Raw genomic sequence first — 20925 nt, 5'->3', positions numbered from 1 at the left:
CGTGCCCGAGACCGTACGCCGCACAACACCCCTCCCAGGAACGCGTTACGGCAACCGTCCGACCATGAAGGACGTGGCGGCACGCGCCGGAGTCGGCCTCAAGACCGTCTCCCGCGTCGTCAACGGCGAGCCCGGTGTCACGCCGGAGACCGAGCGCCGCGTCCAGGAGGCCATCGACGCGCTGGGCTTCCGCCGCAACGACAGCGCGCGCGTGCTGCGCAAGGGCCGCACCGCCAGCATCGGCCTGGTCCTGGAGGACCTCGCCGACCCCTTCTACGGCCCGCTCAGCCGCGCGGTCGAAGAGGTGGCCCGCGCGCACGGCGCCCTGCTGATCAACGGCTCCAGCGCGGAGGACCCGGACCGCGAGCAGGAGCTGGCCCTCGCGCTGTGCGCACGGCGGGTGGACGGGCTGGTGATCATCCCGGCCGGCGGCGACCACCGCTATCTGGAGCCCGAGATCAGGGCCGGCGTCGCCACGGTGTTCGTGGACCGCCCGGCCGGGAAGATCGACGCCGACGTCGTCCTGTCGGACAACTACGGCGGGGCCCGCGACGGCGTGGCCCACCTCATCGCCCACGGCCACCGCCGGATCGGCTTCGTCGGCGACATGCCCCGCATCCACACGGCCGCCGAGCGGCTGCGCGGCTACCGGGCGGCCATGGAGGACGCGGGCATCACGGTGGCGGACGACTGGATGTCCCTGGGCGTCACGGACCCGCAGCGGGTGCGCCGGGCGACCGAGGAGATGCTCGCCGGCTCCGACCCCGTCACCGCGATCTTCGCGGGCAACAACCGTGTGACGGTCACCGTGGTCCGCGTCCTCGCCGAGCAGAAGCGCCCGGTCGCCCTGGTGGGCTTCGACGACATCGAGCTCGCCGACCTGCTCCAGCCGGGCGTCACCGTCGTCGCCCAGGACGCGGCGGCCCTCGGCCGCACCGCCGCCGACCGTCTCTTCCGCCAGCTCGACGGCTCCCAGCTGCAGCCGGAGCGCATCGAGCTGCCGACCCGGCTGATCACCCGCGGCTCGGGCGAGCTGTCGCCCGCGAACTGAGCGGCCCATGGACGGCCACGCGGACCGCACCCTGGAGGCGCTGGGCCTGGGCGAGGCCCCGGCCACGGACCCGCTGCGCTACCCGGGCGCCTGGCCCGCGGAGTCCGGGCTGCTCGACGGCGATCTGCTGCTGCCCCTGGACCGGCTCGTGCACGAGGACCGCTTCCCGGTCCTCGCGGTCGGCTCCAACGCCTGCCCGGGCCAGCTGCGCCACAAGATGCGGCAGACCGGGATCACCTCGCCCGTCCCGATGGTGCGCACCCGGGTCACCGGCCTCGACGTCGGTGTCTCCGCCCACGTCAGCCGCCTGGGATACGTCTCCGCGTCACCGGTCCAAGCACCCCACGCCGTACGGGAGTTGTTCGTCACCTGGCTCGACGCCGAGCAGCTCGCGGTGATCGACGCGAGCGAGGGCGTGCCGCTGCCGTACGGCAACTACCGGCGGGCCTGGCTGCCCGCGCCGCAGGTGCGGATCGAGCTGGCGGACGGCACGGAGCTGCCCGGCGCCTACACCTACGTCAACCGGCGCGGCGTCCTGCGCGACGGCGCGGGCGTCCCGCGCGGGCATCCCGGTCAGCGGGAGCTGATCACCGAACTGCTCACGTCCGTACCACGCCTGCGGCAGCTGTTCGGCGTCACGCCCGAGGAGTTCTGCGCGCGGGCGAGCGCGGACGCCCGGCTGTGCGAACTGGGCACCCGGGTGCTCGCCGAGGAGAGGCTGGTCACGACGTCCGGTCTGGAGCGGTATGTGCGCGATCAGCAGACCGGCAGCCCCGGGACGGGCTCGTCGTTGTTGCCGCCCTTGATGTAGACGTCGCTGACGTAGACGTTCGTGTTGCCGCTGTCGTCGTCCGTCTTCGCCCACCAGACGTTGGTCCACTTGCCGTAGGTCTCGCGGCGGCCCAGATTCTGCTGGCAGAAGAAGTAGTTGGTGCCCGCGTTGAGCACGCCGGCCTCGGAGCCCGAGGCGGTGTAGGACTTGGCGGTGCGCCAGACGGTGCAGTTGTACTTGCCTCCGCCTATGGAGGCGCAGGCCGGGGCCGGGGTGGTGGAGCCGCCTCCGCCGGTGGTGCCGCCGGTGCCGGAGCCGCCGGACGTGCCGCCGCCCGAACTGCCCCCGGACGTACCGCCCGAGGAGCCGCCCGGGGAGGAGCCGCCCGTCGTGCCGCCGCCGGAGGACTTCGCCGGGGCGGACGAGGAGGCCCGGCCGGTGGGCTCGGATCCGCCCTTCTGGCCGGGCGCCTCGGACCCGGTCGGCGTCTTGCCGCCCTTGTGCTTGCCGGGCTTGGGTTCGCCGGAGCGGTCGGCGTCCGTACGACCGGTTGTCGCGCCGGAGGCCGGGGCGCTCGTGGCGGACCCGGCCGCCTTGGCGTCGGTCCCCGTGTCCCCCGAGCCGTTCAGCACGGCGACCGTGGTCCCGGCCGCCGCGAGGACGGCGACGACGGCCGCGGCGGCGAGCAGGGCACGGCCCTTGCGCCGGGGCGGGGGCGAGGTGGACAGGGGCCCGGTGGCGGCCGACGCGGAGTACGGGCCCATCGGCCCGGGCGGCCCGAAGCCTGCGGGCGTCGGCTGTGCGGTGTACTCGCCGGCTCCCTCGCCATGTGCCGCGTGCCCGGCGGAAGTTGCGGGCCGCTCGGGCGCCCCGAACACCGGGGACACGGGAGCGGGCGCCCCGGTCTCCTGCGCTTCGCCCGACCCCGTCGGCTCCACCGGACCGAACCCCGGGGGCACCACGGGCAGACTGCGTTCCGTCTCGGGCCTCGGGTCCGCGCCCGGGCGCAACGTCGTCGTCGGTGTGTCCGTGTCGCCCATGTCCGCGACCGCCTGCAGCAGTTCGCGCGCCTGCTCGGCCTCCGGGCGGGTCTCGGGCCGCTTGTCCAGCAGCCGCTGGAGCACCGGGGCCAGGGCGCCCGCGCGGCGGGGCTCCGGCAGTGGCTCGGTCACGATCGCGGCGAGCGTCGAGTACGTCGACGTACGGCGGAAGGGCGAGGAGCCCTCGACCGCGGCGTACAGCGTGGCGCCCAGGGCCCAGACGTCGGAGGCCGGTCCGGGGTCGGCGCCTTGGGCCCGCTCGGGGGCCAAGTAGTCCAGGGAGCCGACGATTTCGCCGCTGCGGGTCAGATGGGTGGCCGAGCCGTCGCCCGGGTCGTCCATGGTGGCGATGCCGAAGTCGGTCAGCACGACGCGGCCCGAGCGCTCCAGCAGGATGTTGCCGGGCTTCACATCGCGGTGCAGCACGCCCGCGTGGTGCGCCGCCGCCAGCGCGTCCATCACCTTGGCGCCGATCCCGGCGGCCTCACGCACGTCGAGTGTGCCGCGCTCGCGCAACACGTCGTCCAGGGAGGGCCCGTCGACCAGCTCCATGACGATCAGCGGGCGGCCGTCGACCTCCGCCACGTCGTGCACGGCGACGACTCCGGGATGGCGCACCCGGGCCGCCGCGCGGGCCTCGCGCTGCATCCGCAGCCGCAGATCGGCCAGTTCGGGCCCGTCCGCGTCGGTGTACGTGCGCAGTTCCTTGACCGCGACCTCGCGGCCCAGGACCTCGTCGACGGCTCTCCAGACGACGCCCATGCCGCCGCGCCCGAGTTGGGCCATGACTCGATAACGCCCTGCCAGCAGCCGACCGGTCTCGTCGCCCTGGCCCTTCCCGTTGGAGGTCTCCCCCGAAGACACCGCCGCCCCGTTCCTCTCACACGTCTCTGCGTGCCCTCCACACTACGGGGCGGAGGTGACAACGCCAGCCGTCGGTGACGGCTGTGACAGCCCCGCTACTTGGCGGAGGCGGTCAGGTCTCCGCGCCGGGGCGAGGCGAAGCCCTCCAGGTCCGCCCGGGTCAGCCCGGTCAGACGGGCGACCTCGGCGATGTCGAGGGCACCGCAGTCCAGGCCGCGCAGCAGATAGCCGCTGAGCGCCTTGGCGGTGGCGGGCTCGTCCATGACGTCGCCGCCGGCCCGGTTGGCGTACCGGGCGAGCCGGGCGGCTGCCTGCTCGAACCCCTCACGGTAGAAGGCGAAGACGGCCGCGTAGCGGGTGGGGATGTGGCCGGGGTGCATGTCCCAGCCCTGGTAGTAGGCGCGGGCGAGGGCGCGGCGGGTGAGGCCGTAGTGCAGGCGCCAGGCGTCGTGGACCTTCGCGGTGGGGCCCACGGGCAGCACGTTGGTCGAACCGTCCGACACCCGGACCCCCGTGCCGGCCGCGGCGACCTGCATGATCGCCTTGGCGTGGTCGGCGGCCGGGTGGTCACTGGCCTGGTAGGCGGCGGAGACGCCGAGGCAGGCGCTGTAGTCGAAGGTGCCGTAGTGCAGTCCGGTGGCGCGGCCCTCGGCGGCCTGGATCATCCGGGCGACGGTGGCGGTGCCGTCGGTGGCGAGGATGGACTGGCTGGTCTCGATCTGGATCTCGAAGCCGATCCGGCCGGGCTCGATTCCGCGCGCCTTCTCGAACTCCTCCAGGAGCCGCACCATCGCGGTGACCTGCTCGGGATAGGTCACCTTGGGCAGGGTGAGCACCAGCCCGCCGGGCAGGCCCCCGGCCTCCATCAGACCGGTGAGGAAGATGTCCAGGGTGCGGATGCCCCGGTCGCGAACGGGAGCCTCCATGCACTTCATGCGGATGCCCATGTACGGGGCCGCGGTGCCGTTCTCGTAGGCCTCGGCGATGAGCCGTGCCGCGCGGGCGGCGGACTCGTCCTCCTCGGAGTCGGGACGGGGACCGTAGCCGTCCTCGAAGTCGACGCGCAGGTCCTCGATGGGCTCGCGCTCCAGCTTGGCCCGCACGCGCGCGTACACGGGTTCGGCGAGGTCGTCGGTCAGGCCGAGGACGGCCGCGAAGGAGGCGGCGTCCGGGGCGTGCTCGTCGAGGGACGCGAGGGCCTGGTCGCCCCAGGAGCGGATGGTGTCGGCGGCGAAGACGTCACCCGGTACGTACACGGTGTGGACGGGCTGGCGGGTGCCGGGGTCGCCGGGGTAGCGGCGCTCCAACTCGGCGTCGACCGGGGCGAGGGAGGCGCTGATCTCCTCGCTGACGGCGCCCGCGAGGCTTGTCGCCACCTTCTCCTGCTGGCCCTGACCCATCCCACATCCTCCAAGTTTTCCGCAGTACGGAATCAACAATCCGTAGAATGAAGTTATCCGGGCACCTTCGGGATGGTCAACACCATGTCCACGGCGAGCGGCGCCCGGCATGTTCACCCTCATCCCGTCACTGGGTATGACACATCCCAACGCACGACTCTCCTCCCTCAGGACTCGTCCGGTCGCCGCCACCAAGGAGTCTCCGTGCCGAACCACCTCCGAGTCACCCGCCGCCTGGGTCTGAAGGCGGTGCTGGCCGCGGCGGTCACCGTGCCGCTCTCCAGCGCCGCGATCTCGGCCTCGTCCGCCTCGTCGGTGTCGGGCTCGCCCGCCCCGTTCGCCTCCACCTCTACGCGGGCGCGCCGGGCGCCCCGTCTCGAGGTCATGACGCTCAACCTGCGGTTCGCCAGTACCAAGGAACCGAACAGCTGGCACGACCGCAGACCCGTGATGCGCGACCTACTGCATCGTGCGCACCCGCATGTCCTCGGCACGCAGGAGGGCCTGTACCAGCAACTGCGTGACATCGACTCCGACCTCGGCACCGACTACGACTGGATCGGCACCGGCCGCGAGGGCGGCAGCCGCGACGAGTCGACGGCCGTCTTCTACGACACCCGGCGCCTGGCCCCGGTCGAGCACTACACCTTCTGGCTCTCCGACACCCCGGAGGTCATCCGCTCCAACACCTGGGGCGCCGCCTTCCCGCGGATCGTCACCTGGATCCGCTTCCGCGATCTCGCCGACGGCGGACGGGAGTTCTACGTCCTCAACACGCACTTCGACCACGCCAGCCAGTACGCGCGCGAGCGCAGCGCCCAGCTGCTCATCGAGCGGGTCGGGCAGCTCGACCGCTCGCTGCCGGTGGTGCTGACCGGCGACTTCAACGTCGCAGCGCACTGGAACCCGGTCTACGACACGCTGGTGGGCTCGGGACTCGTCGACACCTGGGACGCGGCGGAGCAGCGCAGCGCCCTGTACGGCACGTTCCACGGCTACAAGGGGCTCACGCCGGACGGCGAGCGCATCGACTGGATCCTGACCACGCCGTGGGTGACGACGCACCGGGCCTCGATCGACACGTTCTCCGAGCACGGCCAGTTCCCCAGCGACCACCTGCCCGTACAGGCCTCGCTGACCCTGGGATGAGCACGGCCGGACGCGGCGAGGCCCCCGCGACCGTTCGTGCGGTCGCGGGGGCCTCGCCGAGCCGTGGAGAGATCAGCCCTTGCGGGTCTTGACCTCTTCGGTCAGGGCGGGGACGACGTCGAAGAGGTCGCCGACCACGCCGTAGTCGACCAGCTCGAAGATCGGGGCCTCGGCGTCCTTGTTGATGGCCACGATGGTCTTCGAGGTCTGCATGCCGGCCCGGTGCTGGATCGCACCGGAGATGCCGGAGGCGATGTACAGCTGCGGCGAGACGGACTTGCCGGTCTGGCCGACCTGGTTGGTGTGCGGGTACCAGCCGGCGTCCACCGCGGCACGCGAGGCACCCACGGCCGCACCCAGGCTGTCGGCGAGCGCCTCGATGATCGCGAAGTTCTCCGCGCCGTTGACGCCACGGCCACCGGAGACCACGATCGCGGCCTCGGTCAGCTCCGGACGGCCCGTCGACTCACGCGGCGTACGGCTGGTGACCTTCGTGCCGGTCGCCTGGTCCGAGAAGGACACGTTCAGGGGCTCGACGCTGCCGGCGGCCGGGGCGGCCTCCACGGCGGCGCTGTTGGGCTTGACCGTGATGACCGGGGTGCCCTTGGCGATGCGGGACTTGGTGGTGAAGGAGGCGGCGAACACCGACTGGGTGGCCACCGGGCCCTCGTCGCCGGCCTCGAGGTCGACGGCGTCGGTGATGATGCCGGAGCCGATGCGCAGCGCCAGGCGGGCGGCGATCTCCTTGCCCTCCGCGGAGGACGGGATCAGTACGGCGGCCGGGGAGACCGCCTCGACGGCGGCCTGCAGGGCGTCGACCTTCGGCACGACCAGGTAGTCGGCGTACTCGGCGGCCTCGTGGGTCAGCACCTTGACGGCGCCGTGCTCGGCCAGGGCGGCGGCGGTGTCACCCGCGCCGGCACCGAGAGCGACGGCGACCGGCTCGCCGATGCGGCGGGCCAGCGTCAGAAGCTCCAGGGTGGGCTTGCGGACGGCACCGTCCACGTGATCGACGTAGACGAGAACTTCAGCCATGGGAAGAGAACTCCTTGCGGATGTGCGAAGTCTTAAGGGCGGTGAGCGAGTTGAGCCGCGCGGCTCAGATGAACTTCTGGCTCGCGAGGAACTCGGCGAGCTGCTTGCCGCCCTCGCCCTCGTCCTTGACGATCGTGCCCGCGGTCCGGGCCGGACGCTGGTTCGCGGCCTCGACCTTGGTCCAGGCACCCTCGAGACCGATCTGATCGGCGTCGATCTCCAGGTCGGACAGGTCCCAGGACTCCACCGGCTTCTTCTTCGCCGCCATGATGCCCTTGAAGGACGGGTAACGCGCCTCGCCCGACTGGTCGGTGACCGACACGACGGCCGGCAGGGAGGCCTCGAGCTGCTCGGTGGCGGTGTCGCCGTCGCGGCGGCCCTTGACGGTGCCGTCCTCGACCGTCACCTCGGACAGCAGCGTCACCTGCGGCACACCCAGGCGCTCGGCGACCAGGGCCGGCACGACCCCCATGGTGCCGTCGGTGGAGGCCATGCCGGAGACCACGAGGTCGTAGCCGGCCTTCTCGATCGCCTTGGCCAGCACCAGGGAGGTGCCGATGGCGTCGGTGCCGTGCAGGTCGTCGTCCTCGACGTGGATGGCCTTGTCCGCACCCATCGACAGCGCCTTGCGCAGCGCGTCCTTGGCGTCCTCGGGGCCCACGGTCAGGACGGTGATCTCGACGTCGTCGTCCGAGTTCTCGGAGATCTGCAGCGCCTGCTCGACCGCGTACTCGTCGAGCTCGGAGAGCAGACCGTCCACGTCGTCCCGGTCGACGGTCAGGTCATCGGCGAAGTGCCGGTCGCCAGTGGCGTCGGGCACGTACTTAACAGTGACAACGATCCTCAAGCTCACGCCGGCTCTCCTACTGCAATCGTCATTTCGGTGCTGTCTGCGTTCAGGCAGCATAGGCGCCTGAAGCGGCCGATCCCGATCGGGGCGACCCACGCTCCGAGCGAAATATTACTCGCCAGTACACCCAGAACGTGCCCGCTAAGCAAGCGCTTTGAACTGTGACCTTTGCAACGCAGCGTAATCGGAATTCGACCACTTCGCAGCGGAGGGGGAGCGTGATCAGTCACGCAGACCGTTGAACCTGCCCTGGTGGTAAAGGAGCGGCCGGCCGGGGCCGGCCGGATCGCCGAGGACGACCTCGGCCACCACGATGCGCTGGTCCGCCGCCGGCACGCGCCCGACGACCCGGCAGACCAGCCAGGCGAGCACGTCGTCGAGGACGGGCACGCCCTCGGGGCCCTCGCGCCAGTTCGTGGGCGCCCCGAAGCGGTCGGCGCCGCTGCGGGCGAAGGTGGCGGCCAGCTCCTGCTGGTGCTCGCCGAGCACGTGGACGCCTATGTGCCCGGCCGAGGAGATCGCCGGCCAGCTGGAGGCGCCGGTGCTGATGCCGAAGGAGACCAGCGGGGGCTCGGCGGAGACCGAGGTGAGGGACGTGGCGGTGAAGCCGACCGGCCCGGCGTCGCCCCGCGCGGTGATCACGGCCACGCCCGCGGCGTGCCGCCGGAAGACGGAGCGCAGCAGGTCGGGCGAGGCGAGCTGAGGGGTTCGGGTGCCGAGGTCGGGCGTGGCCGTCATGGAGTTGTCCTTCTGAGGAGAGGGGCGAACCGGTCCGTGGCTGCTCAACAGCCCGGACAGCACGCGCTCGCGGTGCGCGCCAGATCGACGTGGGCCCGCCCGTAGAGAAGGAGTTCCGTAGGCATACGGTCAGGCTGACGATACGTGGTGCGCACAGTCAAGTACGTTCCGGCATCTGGGAGATGCCTCACCGCGCGGCCCCGGACCGTCAGACGGCCTCCCCGAGTGCGGCGATGACGTCGGCCTTGCGTGGCTGGCCCGTGGCCCGCCGCACGACCCGGCCGTCGGCGTCCAGGACCAGCACGGTCGGGGTCTTGAGGATGTCGAGTTCGCGGACGAGGTCCAGGTGGTCCTCCGCGTCGATCTCGACGTGGGTCACGCCCTGGACCAGGCCGGCCACCTCAGCGAGGACGCGCCGCGTGGCCCGGCAGGGGGCGCAGAACGCGCTGGAGAACTGCACGAGCGTGGCCCGCTCACCGAGCTCGCCGCCCAGCTCGGCCGCTCCGAGCCGCTTCCCGTCGTCGCGCCCACGCACGCGTACCCTCCCGCTTCGCCGCCGATGCAGCACTCCGTAGGCGCTCGCCGCCACGAGCACCACCGCGCACACCACAAGTCCGGTCATCACCCGCACAAGCATTCATGAGACTGCAAAGATTCCCGACTCCCCAGAGCATTTCCGTTGCGGAATGCTTGATTCATGGACATCGATGTGAGGGGTCCCCGCTTCGGGGCCGCCGTGACGACCGTCGTTCTCGCGGTCGTGCTGATCACCGGGAGCGCCTGGCTGCTGGCCTGGCAGACGCTGGCGTTCGCGCTGGGCGCGGCGGGCGGGGTCGGGCGCTCGCCGTACGGCTGGCTGTTCCGCAAGGCCGTACGGCCCCGGATCGGGCCGCCCACCGAGTTCGAGCCGCCGGAGCCGCCGCGGTTCGCGCAGGCGGTGGGGCTGGTCTTCGCGGGCGTGGGGCTGGTCGGTTTCGCGCTGGGAGTGACCTGGCTGGGGCTCGCGGCGACCGCTGCCGCGCTGGCCGCGGCGTTCCTCAACGCGGCCTTCGGGTACTGCCTGGGGTGCGAGATGTACCTGGTGGTACGCAGGCTCAGTACGTGATGAGTATCTCGCCACTCTCCGGCACGAGGACTGGCCACCCGCTCGTTACTTGGGGCACGATCTGCGCAATGCCGTAAACCTACGGCTGCGTAACTTCCGCGCCGGGAGAACCCTTCCCAGGCAGAGAGAAGGGGTCCGACCCATCCATGGCTGAGCTCGTCTACCGTCCCGTCATCGGCCTTGCCAAGACCTTGTTCAAGGCCTGGGACCTCAAGATCGACTGCAAGGGGTCGGAGAACATCCCGCGCTCGGGTGGCGCCGTGCTGGTGAGCAACCACATCAGCTACCTGGACTTCATCTTCGACGGGCTCGCGACGCTGCCGCAGAAGCGTCTGGTCCGCTTCATGGCCAAGGAGTCCGTCTTCCACCACAAGATCTCCGGTCCGCTGATGCGCGGCATGAAGCACATCCCGGTGGACCGCAAGCAGGGCGAGACGGCGTACCAGCACGCGCTGCAGTCGCTGCGCTCCGGCGAGATCGTCGGTGTCTTCCCCGAGGCCACCATCTCGCAGTCCTTCACCCTGAAGAGCTTCAAGTCGGGTGCCGCGCGCATGGCCCAGGAGGCCGGCGTCCCGCTCATCCCCATGGCCCTGTGGGGCACGCAGCGCCTGTGGACCAAGGGCCACCCCCGCAACTTCAGGCGCAGCCACATCCCGATCACCATCCGGGTCGGCGAGCCGGTGGAGGCCCCGCAGGACCAGTACGCGGGCGCCATCACCCGCCGCCTGCGCGAGCGCGTCCAGGAGCTCCTGGAGGCCGCCCAGCGCGCCTACCCCGTACGCCCCAAGGGCCCGGACGACACCTGGTGGATGCCGGCCCACCTCGGCGGCACGGCCCCGACCCCGGAGCAGGTGAAGGCGGGGGAGGCGGCCGGCTGAACCGTCACGCCGGACCGCCTCGGAACCCACTCGGCAGCGTCTGCCACAGGTGCTCCCGGTCCCGGGCCGCTCGCAGTGCGTTCAGTACCGCCGGGTGGGGTCCGGCGTACAGGATCGGGTGGTCCAGCTCGTCGGACTCCGGGTCCGGTGTGAAGGCCAACTGCTCGCTCTCCAGGGAGAACTGGGCGTCCACGCCCGGTTTGTTGCCGCGGGGGTCCTGGCGGTGCCAGGCGCCGTTGAAGCGGACCGCGACCAGGCCGTGCAAAACGTCGAACTTCTGGTAGCAGAGCGCGGTCGGGATGTCCTCGGCGCGCAGCAGGGCCGCCAGCGCGTGCGCCTTGGCGTAGCAGACGCCCGTGCGCTGTTCCAGGACGTCGGAGGCGCGCCAGGTGACCCGCAGGTCACCGGAATCCTGCGAGTGCGGGATCGTGTCGCGTACGTACTCGAAGGCCATGCGTGCATAGGCATACGAGTCCGACGCATTCCTGGCCAGCTCTGCGGCCGTCTTTCGCACCAACGGGTGGTCATGGTCGATGACCTCGTCGGCGGCCAAGTATGCGGACGGGTCAGGGTTTTGCTGGATCAGCTCCATGCCCGCAGAGCATAAGAATGCGATCACTCACCAGTCAATGACTTTTCGAGTGATCGCATACCTATGCATCGCAGGCTAGTGCCGCGCCATCTCCTCCTTGAGCGCCGCCACGAACGCGTCCACGTCGTCCTCGGACGTGTCGAAGGCGCACATCCAGCGCACCACGCCGGCCGACTCGTCCCAGAAGTAGAACCGGAACCGCTTCTGCAGCCGCTCGCTCACCTCGTGCGGGAGCTTGGCGAACACACCGTTGGCCTGCACCGGGTAGAGGATCTCCACGCCGTGCACGGCGCGTACGCCCTCGGCGAGGCGCTGGGCCATCTCGTTGGAGTGGCGGGCGTTGCGCAGCCACAGGTCCTTGGCGAGCAGCGCCTCCAACTGCACCGAGACGAAGCGCATCTTGGAGGCGAGCTGCATCGACAGCTTGCGCAGGTGCTTCATGTGGCTGACGGCGTCCTGGTTGATGACGACGACCGCCTCGCCGAAGATCGCGCCGTTCTTCGTCCCGCCCAGGGAGAGGATGTCGACGCCGACCGCGTTGGTGAACGTCCGCATCGGGACGTCGAGCGACGCGGCCGCGTTGGCTATCCGGGAGCCGTCCAGGTGCACCTTCATGCCGTGCGCGTGGGCGTGATCGCAGATCGCCCGGATCTCGTCCGGCGTGTAGAGGGTGCCGAGCTCCGTGCTCTGGGTGATCGAGACGGCCTGCGGCATGGCGCGGTGCTCGTCGTCCCAGCCGTACGCCTGCTTGTCGATCAGCTCAGGCGTGAGCTTGCCGTCGGGGGTCGGAACGGTGAGCAGCTTCAGGCCGCCCATGCGCTCCGGCGCCCCGCCCTCGTCGACGTTGATGTGCGCGCTCTCGGCGCAGATCACCGCGCCCCAGCGGTCGGTGACCGCCTGGAGCGCGACGACGTTCGCGCCGGTGCCGTTGAAGACCGGGAACGCCTCCGCCGTGGGGCCGAAGTGGCCGCGGACGAGGTTCTGGAGGTTCTCGGTGTAGTCGTCCTCGCCGTACGCGACCTGGTGCCCGCCGTTGGCCAGGGCCAGCGCGGCGAGCACCTCCGGGTGGGCCCCGGCGTAGTTGTCACTGGCGAAACCGCGGACCTGCGGGTCGTGATGGCGACGCGCGTCGGTCTTCGGAGGGTTCACGGCTTCTCGGTCAGCCACAGACGCTTTCCGTTCACATCGGCGGCGGACTTGCTCCAGACCCCGACGATGGCCTCGGCCAGGTCGGCGACGTCCGTGAAGCCCGCGAACTTCGCGTTGGGGCGGTCGGCACGCATGGCCTCGTGCACCAACGCCTTCACCACCAGGATCGCAGCCGCCGATGTCGGCCCGTCGGCGCCTCCCGCCTTGCGGAAGAAGTCGCCCAGGGCCAGCGTCCACGCCTCGGCGGCGGCCTTGGCGGCGGCGTACGCGGCGTTCCCGGCGGTCGGGTTGCTGGCGCCGGCCGCGCTGATCAGCACGTACCGTCCGCGGTCGCTGCGCTGCAGTGCCTCGGAGAAGGCGAGCGAGGTGTTCTGCACGGTGCGGATGAGCAGCAGCTCGAGGAAGTCCCAGTCGTCGAGGCTGGTCTTGATGAAGGTCTCGCTGCCGCGCCAGCCGCCGACGAGATGGACCAGGCCGTCGACGCGGCCGAACTCCTTCTCGATGTGCTGGGCCCACTCCTTGGTGGCGTCCAGGTCCAGCAGGTCCACGGGCTCGCCGGTGACGGTGGCGCCGCCCGAGGCGTACCGGGCCGCGTCCACGGCCTCCGCGAGCCGTACGGGATCGTTGTCGGCCGCGACGACGGTCGCCCCCGACTCGGCCAGCCGGAGCAGTGCCGCGCGCCCGGCGGGCCCGCCTCCGCCCGCGACCGCGATCACCGCACCGCTGAGAGCTCCGTTCCCCGCCATAGTCTTCGCCTCCTGAGCCAGGTTCTCGGTGGTGCGGTCGCTCACGCGGCGACCCGCTCCGCGCTCTCCGCCGTGATGCCCTTCGTGGAGGCGATCACGTTCTTCAGCTTCTTGGAGAGAGCCTCATAGAACATGCTCAGCGGAAACTCGTCAGGAAGCACGTCATCGACGAGCTTTCGCGGCGGCAGCGTCAGATCCAGGGCGTCGGGGCCCTTGGCCCAGCGGGAGCCCGGGTGCGGGGACAGGTAGGTGGAGACCAGCTCGTAGCCGGCGAACCAGTGCACGATCTTGGGGCGGTCGATGCCGTCGCGGTAGAGCGTCTCGATCTCGGCGCACAGCTGGTTGGTGACCTGCGGGGCGCGCTGCCAGTCGATGAACAGCTTGTTGTCGGTCCAGCGCACGACGTCGTGCTTGTGCAGGTAGGCGAAGAGCAGCTGGCCGCCCAGGCCGTCGTAGTTGCGCACGCGCTCGCCGGTGACCGGGAAGCGGAACATGCGGTCGAAGAGCACCGCGTACTGCACGTCGCGGGCCTGCGGGACGCCGTCGTCCGCCAGCTTCACGGCCTCCTTGAAGGCGGTGAGGTCGCAGCGCAGCTCCTCCAGGCCGTACATCCAGAACGGCTGCCGCTGCTTGATCATGAACGGGTCGAAGGGCAGGTCGCCGTGGCTGTGGGTGCGGTCGTGGACCATGTCCCACAGCACGAAGGCCTCCTCGCAGCGCTTCTGGTCGTGGACCATCGCGGCGACGTCCTCGGGCAGCTCGATGCCCAGGATGTCCACGGCGGCATCGGTGACGCGGCGGAAGCGGGCGGCCTCGCGGTCGCAGAAGATGCCGCCCCAGGAGAATCGTTCCGGCGCCTCGCGCACGGCGATGGTCTCGGGGAAGAGGACGGCGGAGTTGGTGTCGTAGCCGGCCGTGAAGTCCTCGAACGTGATGCCACAGAACAGCGGGTTGTCGTAGCGGGTGCGCTCCAGCTCGGCCAGCCACTCGGGCCACACCATGCGCAGCACGACCGCCTCGAGGTTGCGGTCCGGGTTGCCGTTCTGCGTGTACATCGGGAAGACGACCAGGTGCTGCAGGCCGTCCGCGCGGTGTGCGGCGGGCTGGAAGGCCAGCAGCGAGTCGAGGAAGTCGGGTATCTCGAAGCCGCCCTCGGCCCACCGGTCCAGGTCCTTGGCCAGGGCCTCGTGGTAGTCGCTGTCGTGCGGGAGCAGCGGGGAGAGCTCGTGCACGGCCTCGACGACACGCCGCACGGCGGCCTCGGCGTCCGCGCGCTCGGGGGCGCCCTCGGCCTCGAAGTCGATCGACCCGTCCTTGGACTGCCATGGCCGGATCAGCTCCACGGCATCCTTGAGCACCGGCCACGCCGGGTGCTCGACCACCCTGGTCGCGGGAGAAACCTGCTCCCCCATAGCCGCCTGCACAAGAATTTCCGTCATGTCCCATCCTCCACGGGAGAAGCTCGCGTATCGAGACCGTATACATACGAGCTTCCTCCCGGCAAGTGAAACCTCGGGAGATTATCCTGTGCGACCGCATGGTCACCGAAGTTTTTTCTGTCAGATGCGGTGAAGGCCGCCGTTCCGGGTATACGTGCCTTCCTCGCGGGTAGGAGGCTGGGGTCAATGTCCCGAGGACTCGCCCACGGCAGGGTGACCGCTCCCGGCGGCACGGGCCGGATTCCCCCCGTACGCCACGCCAATCCCCTGTGTACGAGCGGGTTCATCGCGAGACGGGGCCGTTAGGCTGCGGCTCTGCCCGCGTGGCCGTCCGCTCCGGTCCGCGCGCATGCCGAGCCGCCGTCGACGGAAGCGAGTTGAACCTTGAACTTCCTTACCATCGGTCACCGCGGAGTCATGGGTGTCGAGCCCGAGAACACCCTCCGTTCCTTCGTCGCCGCCCAGCACGCCGGGCTCGACGTGATCGAACTCGATCTGCATCTGAGCAAGGACGGCGCCCTGGTCGTCATGCACGACACCGACGTGGACCGCACGACCGACGGCACCGGCGCGATCGCCGAGAAGACCCTCGCCGAACTGCGCGCCCTGGACGCGGGCCGCGGGGAGCACGTCCCGGTCTTCGAGGAGGTCCTGGAGGCGGTCAGGTCGCCGCTCCAGGCCGAGATCAAGGACGTGCAGGCGGCCAGGGCGCTCGCCGAGGTCATGCTCAGGCGGGACCTGGTCTCCCGGGTGGAGGTGTCCTCGTTCCACGACGAGGCGGTCGTCGAGATCGCCCGGCTGGTGCCCGGGGTACGGACCGCGCTGATCGGCAGCCGCTACGGCACCGACATCGTGGAGCGCGCCGTGGAATCCGGCGCCTCGACCGTCTGCCTCAACATCCGCCGCCTGACGCTGGAGATCGTCGAGATGGCCCGCAAGGCGGACCTGAAGATCATCGGCTGGGTGGTGAACACGCAGGACCACCTCCGTCTCGTACGGGCCCTGCAGCTGGACGGCGCGACCACCGACTATCCGGAGATCAAACGCACCGGCCGCTTCACCGCGTGACCGGCCGCCCGAGCGTCACACCAGCTCCTTGACCAGCAGCTCGAACTGCAGGTCGGCGCGCTGCGGAATGCCGAAGCGCTCGTCGCCGTACGGGAACGGCGTCATCCTTCCCGTACGGCGGTAGCCGCGGCGTTCGTACCAGGCGATGAGATCCTCGCGCACGGAGATCACGGTCATGTGCATCTCGCGCACGCCCCATGTCTCGCGTGCCGCCCGCTCCGCCTCCGCGATGATCACCTTGCCGAGGCCGGCACCCTGCAGCTGCGGGCTGACGGCGAACATCCCGAAGTAGGCGTACGCACCGCGGTGTTCGAGCTGGCAGCAGGCGATCACGGCGCCGTCCCGCTCGACCGTGAGCAGGCGGCTGTCGGGCGCCTTGATGACGGCGAGCACGCCCTCCGCGTCGGTGCGCTGCCCCTCCAGGATGTCCGCCTCGGTGGTCCAGCCGGTCCGGCTCGAGTCCCCGCGGTAGGCCGACTGGATCAGTGCGATCAGGACGTCCACATCGGCGTCGTCGGCGTCACGGAACGTCAGTCCGGTGGCGGCGGTGTCCATGGTGCGGCTCTCCGATCTCTGCGGGCGCGGGCACCGAAGAGCGTAACGCCGACAGTAGGCTCCGGATGCATGGTGCATGTTCTGAGCAGCCGGACTCTTCTTCAGCCCATCGATCCCGAACGCTCGCGGCGGTTCTACGGCGAGCAGCTGGGGCTCGCCGTCTACCGCGAGTTCGGTACGGGACCCGAGCGGGGAACCGTGTACTTCCTGGGCGGTGGCTTCCTGGAGGTCTCCGGGCGGTCGGAGGCGGGGCCCTCCCCGGCCGTGCGGCTGTGGCTGCAGGTCGCGGACGCGGCCGCGGCGCACGAGGAGCTGCTGGCCAAGGGGGTCGAGATCGTGCGCCCGCCGGTGAAGGAGCCCTGGGGGCTGGTCGAGATGTGGATCAAGGATCCGGACGGGACGCAGATCGTGCTCGTCGAGGTGCCGGAGGACCATCCGATCCGCTACCGGCCCGGTATCTGATGCTCCCAGCGGCGGTCGGTTCGGGTCAGCTCCCGGAATCCGGCGCCCAGCAGCAGGGCGATCGCCGCCTTGTCGTCGGCTGATTCGTAGGCGAGGAGGCGGTCGACGCCGCACAGGCGGAGCCAGTCGGCGGCCTGGGCGAGAAGGTGCCGTTCCAGGCCGGTTCCGTGCGCGGCGGGGTCGATGTGCAGATTGCCGGTGTCGGCGAGGCCGGTCGCGCGGACGTGCCGCTCCGGGCGGCCCAGCGCGGTGTCGACCTCGATGAAGCCGTGGGAGGCGCCCTCGGCGTCGTACGCCGTGAAACGCGTGCCGCACTCCCCCACCGTGCGCGCGAAGGTGAGGCCCGCAGGGGGTTGGGGCATCGGCAGGTCGGTCACCCGCGCGATCAGGACGGCCTCCGTGTCGCCGGTGTGGCGGAAGCCGGAGCGTTCGTACAGGGCGCGCACGTGGGGCCAGTTGAGGGGCAGGCCGTAGACGGCCGGTGCCGGGAGGGCGCCGTCCGCGTATCGCACGCGGACGTCCCAGCGGGCGAACTGGGCCAGGCACGCGGCCATCAGCCCGTCGGCGGCGGCCGCCGAGTCCGGCCTGAAGGACGCCGGCGGCCAGTGGACGAACCAGTCGATCTCGCCGGCGTCCCGGTAGGCCGCGCCGACCTCCTCGCCGGCGCCGTAGCGCAGCAGGTGGGCGGCGGCCACGACGGCGCGGCGCCGCTCGGCGACGAGCGTCACGCGCTCGCCGACCCAGGGGTCGGTGATGGCCTCGCCGGGCTGCCGCTCCAGGTCGCTCAGGACGGTGTTGACCGAGACGGAGACGCCGGGCACGACGGCGGCGACGTGCGCGTTGATCAGGTCGGTGAGCTGGTCGCGGTCGTCGCGGCGGAAGGGGCGCACCGTGAACGCGGACATGCGGGAACCTCCGGGCACGAAAGGGGTGGGCTGGAGGCCGCCATGCGGTGCGGTACGGGGCGAGCGTACGGCGAACGCGCCTGTGTGCGCGAGCGGGTATCGCCGTCAGCGCCGCAGCCGGACCGTCATCTCGACGGTGACCTCGTCCCCGGCCGTGATCTTCCGCGGACGGCGGACGGCGGCCTTCAACGGCAGCAGGTAGCCGCCGTCCTTGGGAAACAGGCAGGTCTCGAAGTCGACGTCGCCGATCCGCGCGGCGACGGGGATCACGCCCCAGCCGTATGTGGCCTGCGCGGCGACCTCGCGGATGTCCGCGGACTCCTCGCCGGGCACGGGCAGGTAGTAGTAGGGCGCCGGGCCGCGCCACTCGACCACCCGGCCGGCGAATGTGAACTCCACGGTCGTGTCCCCCTGTTCGGCATGCGGGTCCCCGTCACCCCAGGGCCCCTGGGACGAGTGGTGTCACCGTGACCTGGTCGATCACCGGGGCGTACGCCGAGCGCTGTCCGTACCCGTTGCGGGTGAGACCGTCGAAGTCGGGCAGTTCGTCGGCGGTGAAGGTGATCGTGTTGGCGCCCTCGTTCAGGGTCACTGGGACGGAGAGGTTCCAGAAGTTGTTGAAGTGGAAGGTGGTGGGGAACAGGACGCGGTGCGGGGCGGCTCCGGCGACGGAGATGTCCGCGTGGCGGCAGACCGGGTCGGGGTTGTAGTGGGTGGCGGGCGCCTGCTCGCCGTTGGAGTAGCGGATCGTGAGCGCGTGGCGTCCGGCGCGCCGGGCGGTCACCGTCAGGGTGAGCGCGTTGCCGGGGCCCGCGCCGATACCGTCGACCGCCTTGCCGCCCGTTGCGTACGAGTGGCCCGTCACGCGTGCGGTGCCGGTCAGGACGCCCTCGTCGGCGGCGGCGGCGGACGTGGGCAGCAGCCCGCGGGACGGGGCGACGCGCAGCCGATCCACGACCAGGTCTTCCGAAGTCCCGGTCACCGTCACCTTGTTGATGCCTCCGGCCAGGAACAGCGGGACGGCGCCGCGCTGCACGCGCCCGAGTTCCTCGTCGTTGACCGTGAGCAGGCCTTCGCCGGGCCCGAGCAGGTCGACGGTGACCGTCGCCTCGCCGTCGTCCGCGGCGTGCACCCAGAAGGTGACGGTACCGCCGCGAGGGACGACGGCGGCACCGGGGCCGGAGGCACCGAGGTGGGCGTACTCGGTCCGGGCGCCCGCGCCGAGCACCGCGTATTCGGCCTCGTACACGTCCTCCCGCTCCTCGTGCCCCTCGCGCGGGACAAGGTCCAGCTTGTCGACGACGGCGTCTCCCTTGGTCGCGCCGAGTTCGGGGTCGTGCGCGGCGAGGGTGATCCGGTGCGGGCCCGCGGTCAGTTGGGCCTCTGTGTCGGTGTGGCCCCACACCGCCCACTTGTAGCCGAGGGGCAGTCGCAGCTCGCGCGGGTCCTCGCCGTCGATGCGCAGGAAGACGTTGGTGGGGCCGTTCTCGCGCACCAGATCGGCCAGGTTGTGGGAGTTCGCGAACACCCTGATGTCGTACGTCCCGTCGCGCGGGGCCTCGACGTCGAAGGCGAGCACGCCGTCGGAGCCGGTGCGCAGGCCACCGACGTGGTAGCCGCCGGAGGTCGCGAACTTGTCGACGGCGGAAGGGGATCCCTCGGGGCCGTTCTTCGTGTAGCCGCCGCCGGTGTAGGTGGCGTCCTCGGCCAGGTACGTACGACGCCGGGCCGCCGGGGGTGTCTGGGGCGTGGCGCCCTTGCCGCCGGGGGCGACGATCAGGTGATAGGCGGACATCTCGTCGAGCTCGGCCACAGACAGTGCCACCCGGCCGTCCCTGACCGGCAGTTCGGTGTCGAGCATGCGCAACGGCCGCTCGCACACGCCGACTTGGCCGCTCCAGGGGATCTCCTCAAGCCTTACGTGGACGAGGCTGCCGAACACGTCCGCATCGATCCCTGCGAACACGAGGTCCGCGGCGCCGCTCGCGCCGCCGAACAGCAGCCGGGCCTGTCTCTTGTACCGGTCGAGCGTGGCGACGCCCTGCAGCGTGTACTGCACGTTGGGCCGCGGCGGGGTGACGCGGACCGTGTCGCCGCTCATCCGGCCGTAGGCGTTGAACAGCCACCACTGGCCGTTGCCCTTGTTGGCCTCCACCGCCGAGTCGTTGAGGTTTCCGGCGATGTTCCAGTACGCCATGTCGGCGTCGACCTTGGACTCCTCGATGGCGGCGATCCACTGGATCATCTGCCCCGGGACGGACAAGTGGTAGTTGTGTGCGTACTCGTTGAGGTTGACGGGCAGCGGGCCGATGCCCAACTCCCGCTCAAGATCTCGATACTTGGTGACGTTCGTGCGGACCTCGTCGGGTGAGGACAGCTCGTGCCAGGTCATCACGTCGGGGAGCACGCCGTGGTCGCGCGCGAACTCCAGGAAGCCGCGCACCTCGGGGTACAGGACGCAGGTGTTGGGGCCGGCGATGCGCGCCTCGGGGTCCAGGCCCTTGATGAGGCGGTACGTCTCCTGCCAGGCCGCGAAGTAGCGGCGCGGATCGGTGCGCCAGCAGACGCCGTCGTAGCTCCACTCCCCCTCGCCGAACATGTTGCCCTCAGGTTCGTTGAACGGCACATACACGACATGGGACTTGAGCGTTCCCAGCGTCCGCGTCTGTGCGACGTGGTGGCGGACGGCCGCCAGGTAGGCGCTGAGCCGTTCCTCGCCGGTGGCGCCCGGCCACTCGTAGGGGAAGCCGCGGTGGATGTCGCTGAGGTAGACGTAGACGTCCTGGCCGCCTGCCGCGACGAAGGACGGCAGGATCTCCAGGGCGTCGGCGCCGGGGTGCTGGATACCGTCCTGGGCCTTGGTGCTGACCGTGCGGACGTACATGCCCTCGACGACGGCACGGCTGGGCACTCCGTCGCCGTAGAGGCCGTAGAGCGTGCCGCTCGCTCCGCCGTGGAAGGGGCCCGTCCCGGCGGCCAGGTCGACCGTCAGCGTCTGCGATGTCACGGCATCCCACCTTCGTTCGGCATGTCGTACGCCAGTCGGAGATTCGAACCGGTTCGGTCGAACGTAGGGAGTGGATGCCGATCACGTCAACGGGATCGCCGCCTCCGAAAGGTGCGGAGG

The 20925-nt window shown here is 70.9% G+C and carries 21 protein-coding genes; 7 read left to right on the top strand and 14 right to left on the bottom strand.

What is annotated here, in order from left to right; all coding sequences use genetic code 11:
- Position 1: 1 nt before the first annotated feature.
- Both ACGFYN_RS33945 and ACGFYN_RS33940 read left to right on the top strand, forming a co-directional pair.
- Positions 2-1051 (top strand): LacI family DNA-binding transcriptional regulator, encoded by a 1050-nt coding sequence (locus ACGFYN_RS33945; RefSeq protein WP_393869767.1) that lies wholly within the window; start codon positions 2-4, stop codon positions 1049-1051.
- A gap of 7 nt (positions 1052-1058) precedes the next feature.
- On the top strand, positions 1059-1862 hold the full coding sequence (locus tag ACGFYN_RS33940; RefSeq protein WP_393869766.1) for a hypothetical protein: 804 nt from the start codon (positions 1059-1061) through the stop codon (positions 1860-1862).
- Here ACGFYN_RS33940 and ACGFYN_RS33935 read toward each other — a convergent pair.
- Both ACGFYN_RS33935 and ACGFYN_RS33930 read right to left on the bottom strand, forming a co-directional pair.
- Positions 1808-3727, bottom strand: a complete 1920-nt coding sequence (locus ACGFYN_RS33935) for a protein kinase (protein WP_393869765.1) — start codon at positions 3725-3727, stop codon at positions 1808-1810. The two genes, ACGFYN_RS33940 and ACGFYN_RS33935, sit on opposite strands and share 55 nt — an antisense overlap.
- A 95-nt stretch (positions 3728-3822) precedes the next feature.
- The gene (locus tag ACGFYN_RS33930) at positions 3823-5127 is read right to left on the bottom strand and encodes a DUF6986 family protein (protein ID WP_393869764.1); all 1305 of its coding nucleotides are present in this window, start codon (positions 5125-5127) and stop codon (positions 3823-3825) included.
- Positions 5128-5331: 204 nt separating this feature from the next.
- On the opposite strand from ACGFYN_RS33930, the gene ACGFYN_RS33925 reads away from it, so the two are divergent.
- On the top strand, positions 5332-6276 hold the full coding sequence (locus ACGFYN_RS33925) for an endonuclease/exonuclease/phosphatase family protein (protein ID WP_393869763.1): 945 nt from the start codon (positions 5332-5334) through the stop codon (positions 6274-6276).
- Positions 6277-6348: 72 nt separating this feature from the next.
- On the opposite strand, the gene ACGFYN_RS33920 is transcribed toward ACGFYN_RS33925, so the two are convergent.
- The 4 genes from ACGFYN_RS33920 to ACGFYN_RS33905 form a co-directional block, all read right to left on the bottom strand.
- Positions 6349-7311 (bottom strand): electron transfer flavoprotein subunit alpha/FixB family protein, encoded by a 963-nt coding sequence (locus tag ACGFYN_RS33920; protein WP_393869762.1) that lies wholly within the window; start codon positions 7309-7311, stop codon positions 6349-6351.
- Between the two features lie 64 nt (positions 7312-7375).
- Positions 7376-8164: an electron transfer flavoprotein subunit beta/FixA family protein gene (locus ACGFYN_RS33915; RefSeq protein WP_393869761.1), complete on the bottom strand. Its 789-nt coding sequence runs from the start codon at positions 8162-8164 to the stop codon at positions 7376-7378.
- 219 nt (positions 8165-8383) lie between these two features.
- The gene (locus ACGFYN_RS33910) at positions 8384-8899 is read right to left on the bottom strand and encodes a flavin reductase family protein (protein ID WP_393869760.1); all 516 of its coding nucleotides are present in this window, start codon (positions 8897-8899) and stop codon (positions 8384-8386) included.
- Positions 8900-9107: 208 nt separating this feature from the next.
- Positions 9108-9521, bottom strand: a complete 414-nt coding sequence (locus ACGFYN_RS33905) for a TlpA family protein disulfide reductase (RefSeq protein ID WP_393869759.1) — start codon at positions 9519-9521, stop codon at positions 9108-9110.
- A gap of 75 nt (positions 9522-9596) precedes the next feature.
- On the opposite strand from ACGFYN_RS33905, the gene ACGFYN_RS33900 reads away from it, so the two are divergent.
- Positions 9597-10004, top strand: a complete 408-nt coding sequence (locus tag ACGFYN_RS33900; protein ID WP_393869758.1) for a DUF4395 domain-containing protein — start codon at positions 9597-9599, stop codon at positions 10002-10004.
- Between the two features lie 146 nt (positions 10005-10150).
- Entirely contained in the window at positions 10151-10882 is a 732-nt protein-coding gene (locus ACGFYN_RS33895) for a lysophospholipid acyltransferase family protein (protein ID WP_393869757.1), read from the top strand.
- 4 nt (positions 10883-10886) lie between these two features.
- Here the strand turns inward: ACGFYN_RS33895 and ACGFYN_RS33890 are convergent, their stop codons facing one another.
- The 4 genes from ACGFYN_RS33890 to ACGFYN_RS33875 form a co-directional block, all read right to left on the bottom strand.
- A complete protein-coding gene (locus tag ACGFYN_RS33890; RefSeq protein WP_393869756.1) occupies positions 10887-11474 on the bottom strand; it encodes a transglutaminase domain-containing protein in 588 nt (195 codons plus the stop codon).
- Between the two features lie 75 nt (positions 11475-11549).
- On the bottom strand, positions 11550-12623 hold the full coding sequence (locus tag ACGFYN_RS33885; RefSeq protein WP_393869755.1) for a threonine aldolase family protein: 1074 nt from the start codon (positions 12621-12623) through the stop codon (positions 11550-11552).
- Entirely contained in the window at positions 12620-13369 is a 750-nt protein-coding gene (locus tag ACGFYN_RS33880; RefSeq protein WP_393869827.1) for an SDR family NAD(P)-dependent oxidoreductase, read from the bottom strand. Before ACGFYN_RS33880 ends, ACGFYN_RS33885 begins: the two co-directional genes overlap by 4 nt.
- A gap of 41 nt (positions 13370-13410) precedes the next feature.
- Positions 13411-14808, bottom strand: coding sequence for a DUF6421 family protein (locus tag ACGFYN_RS33875; RefSeq protein ID WP_393869754.1), 1398 nt, complete (start codon positions 14806-14808; stop codon positions 13411-13413).
- 384 nt (positions 14809-15192) lie between these two features.
- Here ACGFYN_RS33875 and ACGFYN_RS33870 point away from each other — a divergent pair, with 384 nt between their 5' ends.
- Positions 15193-15876, top strand: coding sequence for a glycerophosphodiester phosphodiesterase (locus ACGFYN_RS33870; RefSeq protein ID WP_393869753.1), 684 nt, complete (start codon positions 15193-15195; stop codon positions 15874-15876).
- A 15-nt stretch (positions 15877-15891) separates the two neighbouring features.
- Here ACGFYN_RS33870 and ACGFYN_RS33865 read toward each other — a convergent pair whose 3' ends face one another.
- Positions 15892-16431: a GNAT family N-acetyltransferase gene (locus ACGFYN_RS33865; RefSeq protein WP_393869752.1), complete on the bottom strand. Its 540-nt coding sequence runs from the start codon at positions 16429-16431 to the stop codon at positions 15892-15894.
- A gap of 69 nt (positions 16432-16500) precedes the next feature.
- Between ACGFYN_RS33865 and ACGFYN_RS33860 the strand changes: the two genes are divergently transcribed.
- Complete coding sequence (locus ACGFYN_RS33860; protein ID WP_393869751.1) at positions 16501-16893, top strand: VOC family protein; 393 nt, start codon at positions 16501-16503, stop codon at positions 16891-16893.
- Here the strand turns inward: ACGFYN_RS33860 and ACGFYN_RS33855 are convergent.
- The 3 genes from ACGFYN_RS33855 to ACGFYN_RS33845 form a co-directional block, all read right to left on the bottom strand.
- Positions 16875-17798: a GNAT family N-acetyltransferase gene (locus tag ACGFYN_RS33855; RefSeq protein WP_393869750.1), complete on the bottom strand. Its 924-nt coding sequence runs from the start codon at positions 17796-17798 to the stop codon at positions 16875-16877. The two genes, ACGFYN_RS33860 and ACGFYN_RS33855, sit on opposite strands and share 19 nt — an antisense overlap.
- Positions 17799-17903: 105 nt before the next feature.
- Positions 17904-18197 carry a DUF1905 domain-containing protein gene (locus ACGFYN_RS33850; protein ID WP_393869749.1) on the bottom strand — a complete coding sequence of 98 codons (294 nt, stop codon included), beginning with the start codon at positions 18195-18197 and terminating at the stop codon, positions 17904-17906.
- Positions 18198-18231: 34 nt separating this feature from the next.
- On the bottom strand, positions 18232-20805 hold the full coding sequence (locus ACGFYN_RS33845; protein ID WP_393869748.1) for a cellulosome protein: 2574 nt from the start codon (positions 20803-20805) through the stop codon (positions 18232-18234).
- Positions 20806-20925 lie beyond the last annotated feature (120 nt).

Source organism: Streptomyces sp. NPDC048419 (assembly GCF_043200415.1).
Classification (GTDB): domain Bacteria; phylum Actinomycetota; class Actinomycetes; order Streptomycetales; family Streptomycetaceae; genus Streptomyces.
This window is presented reverse-complemented; position numbering and strand designations above follow the sequence as displayed.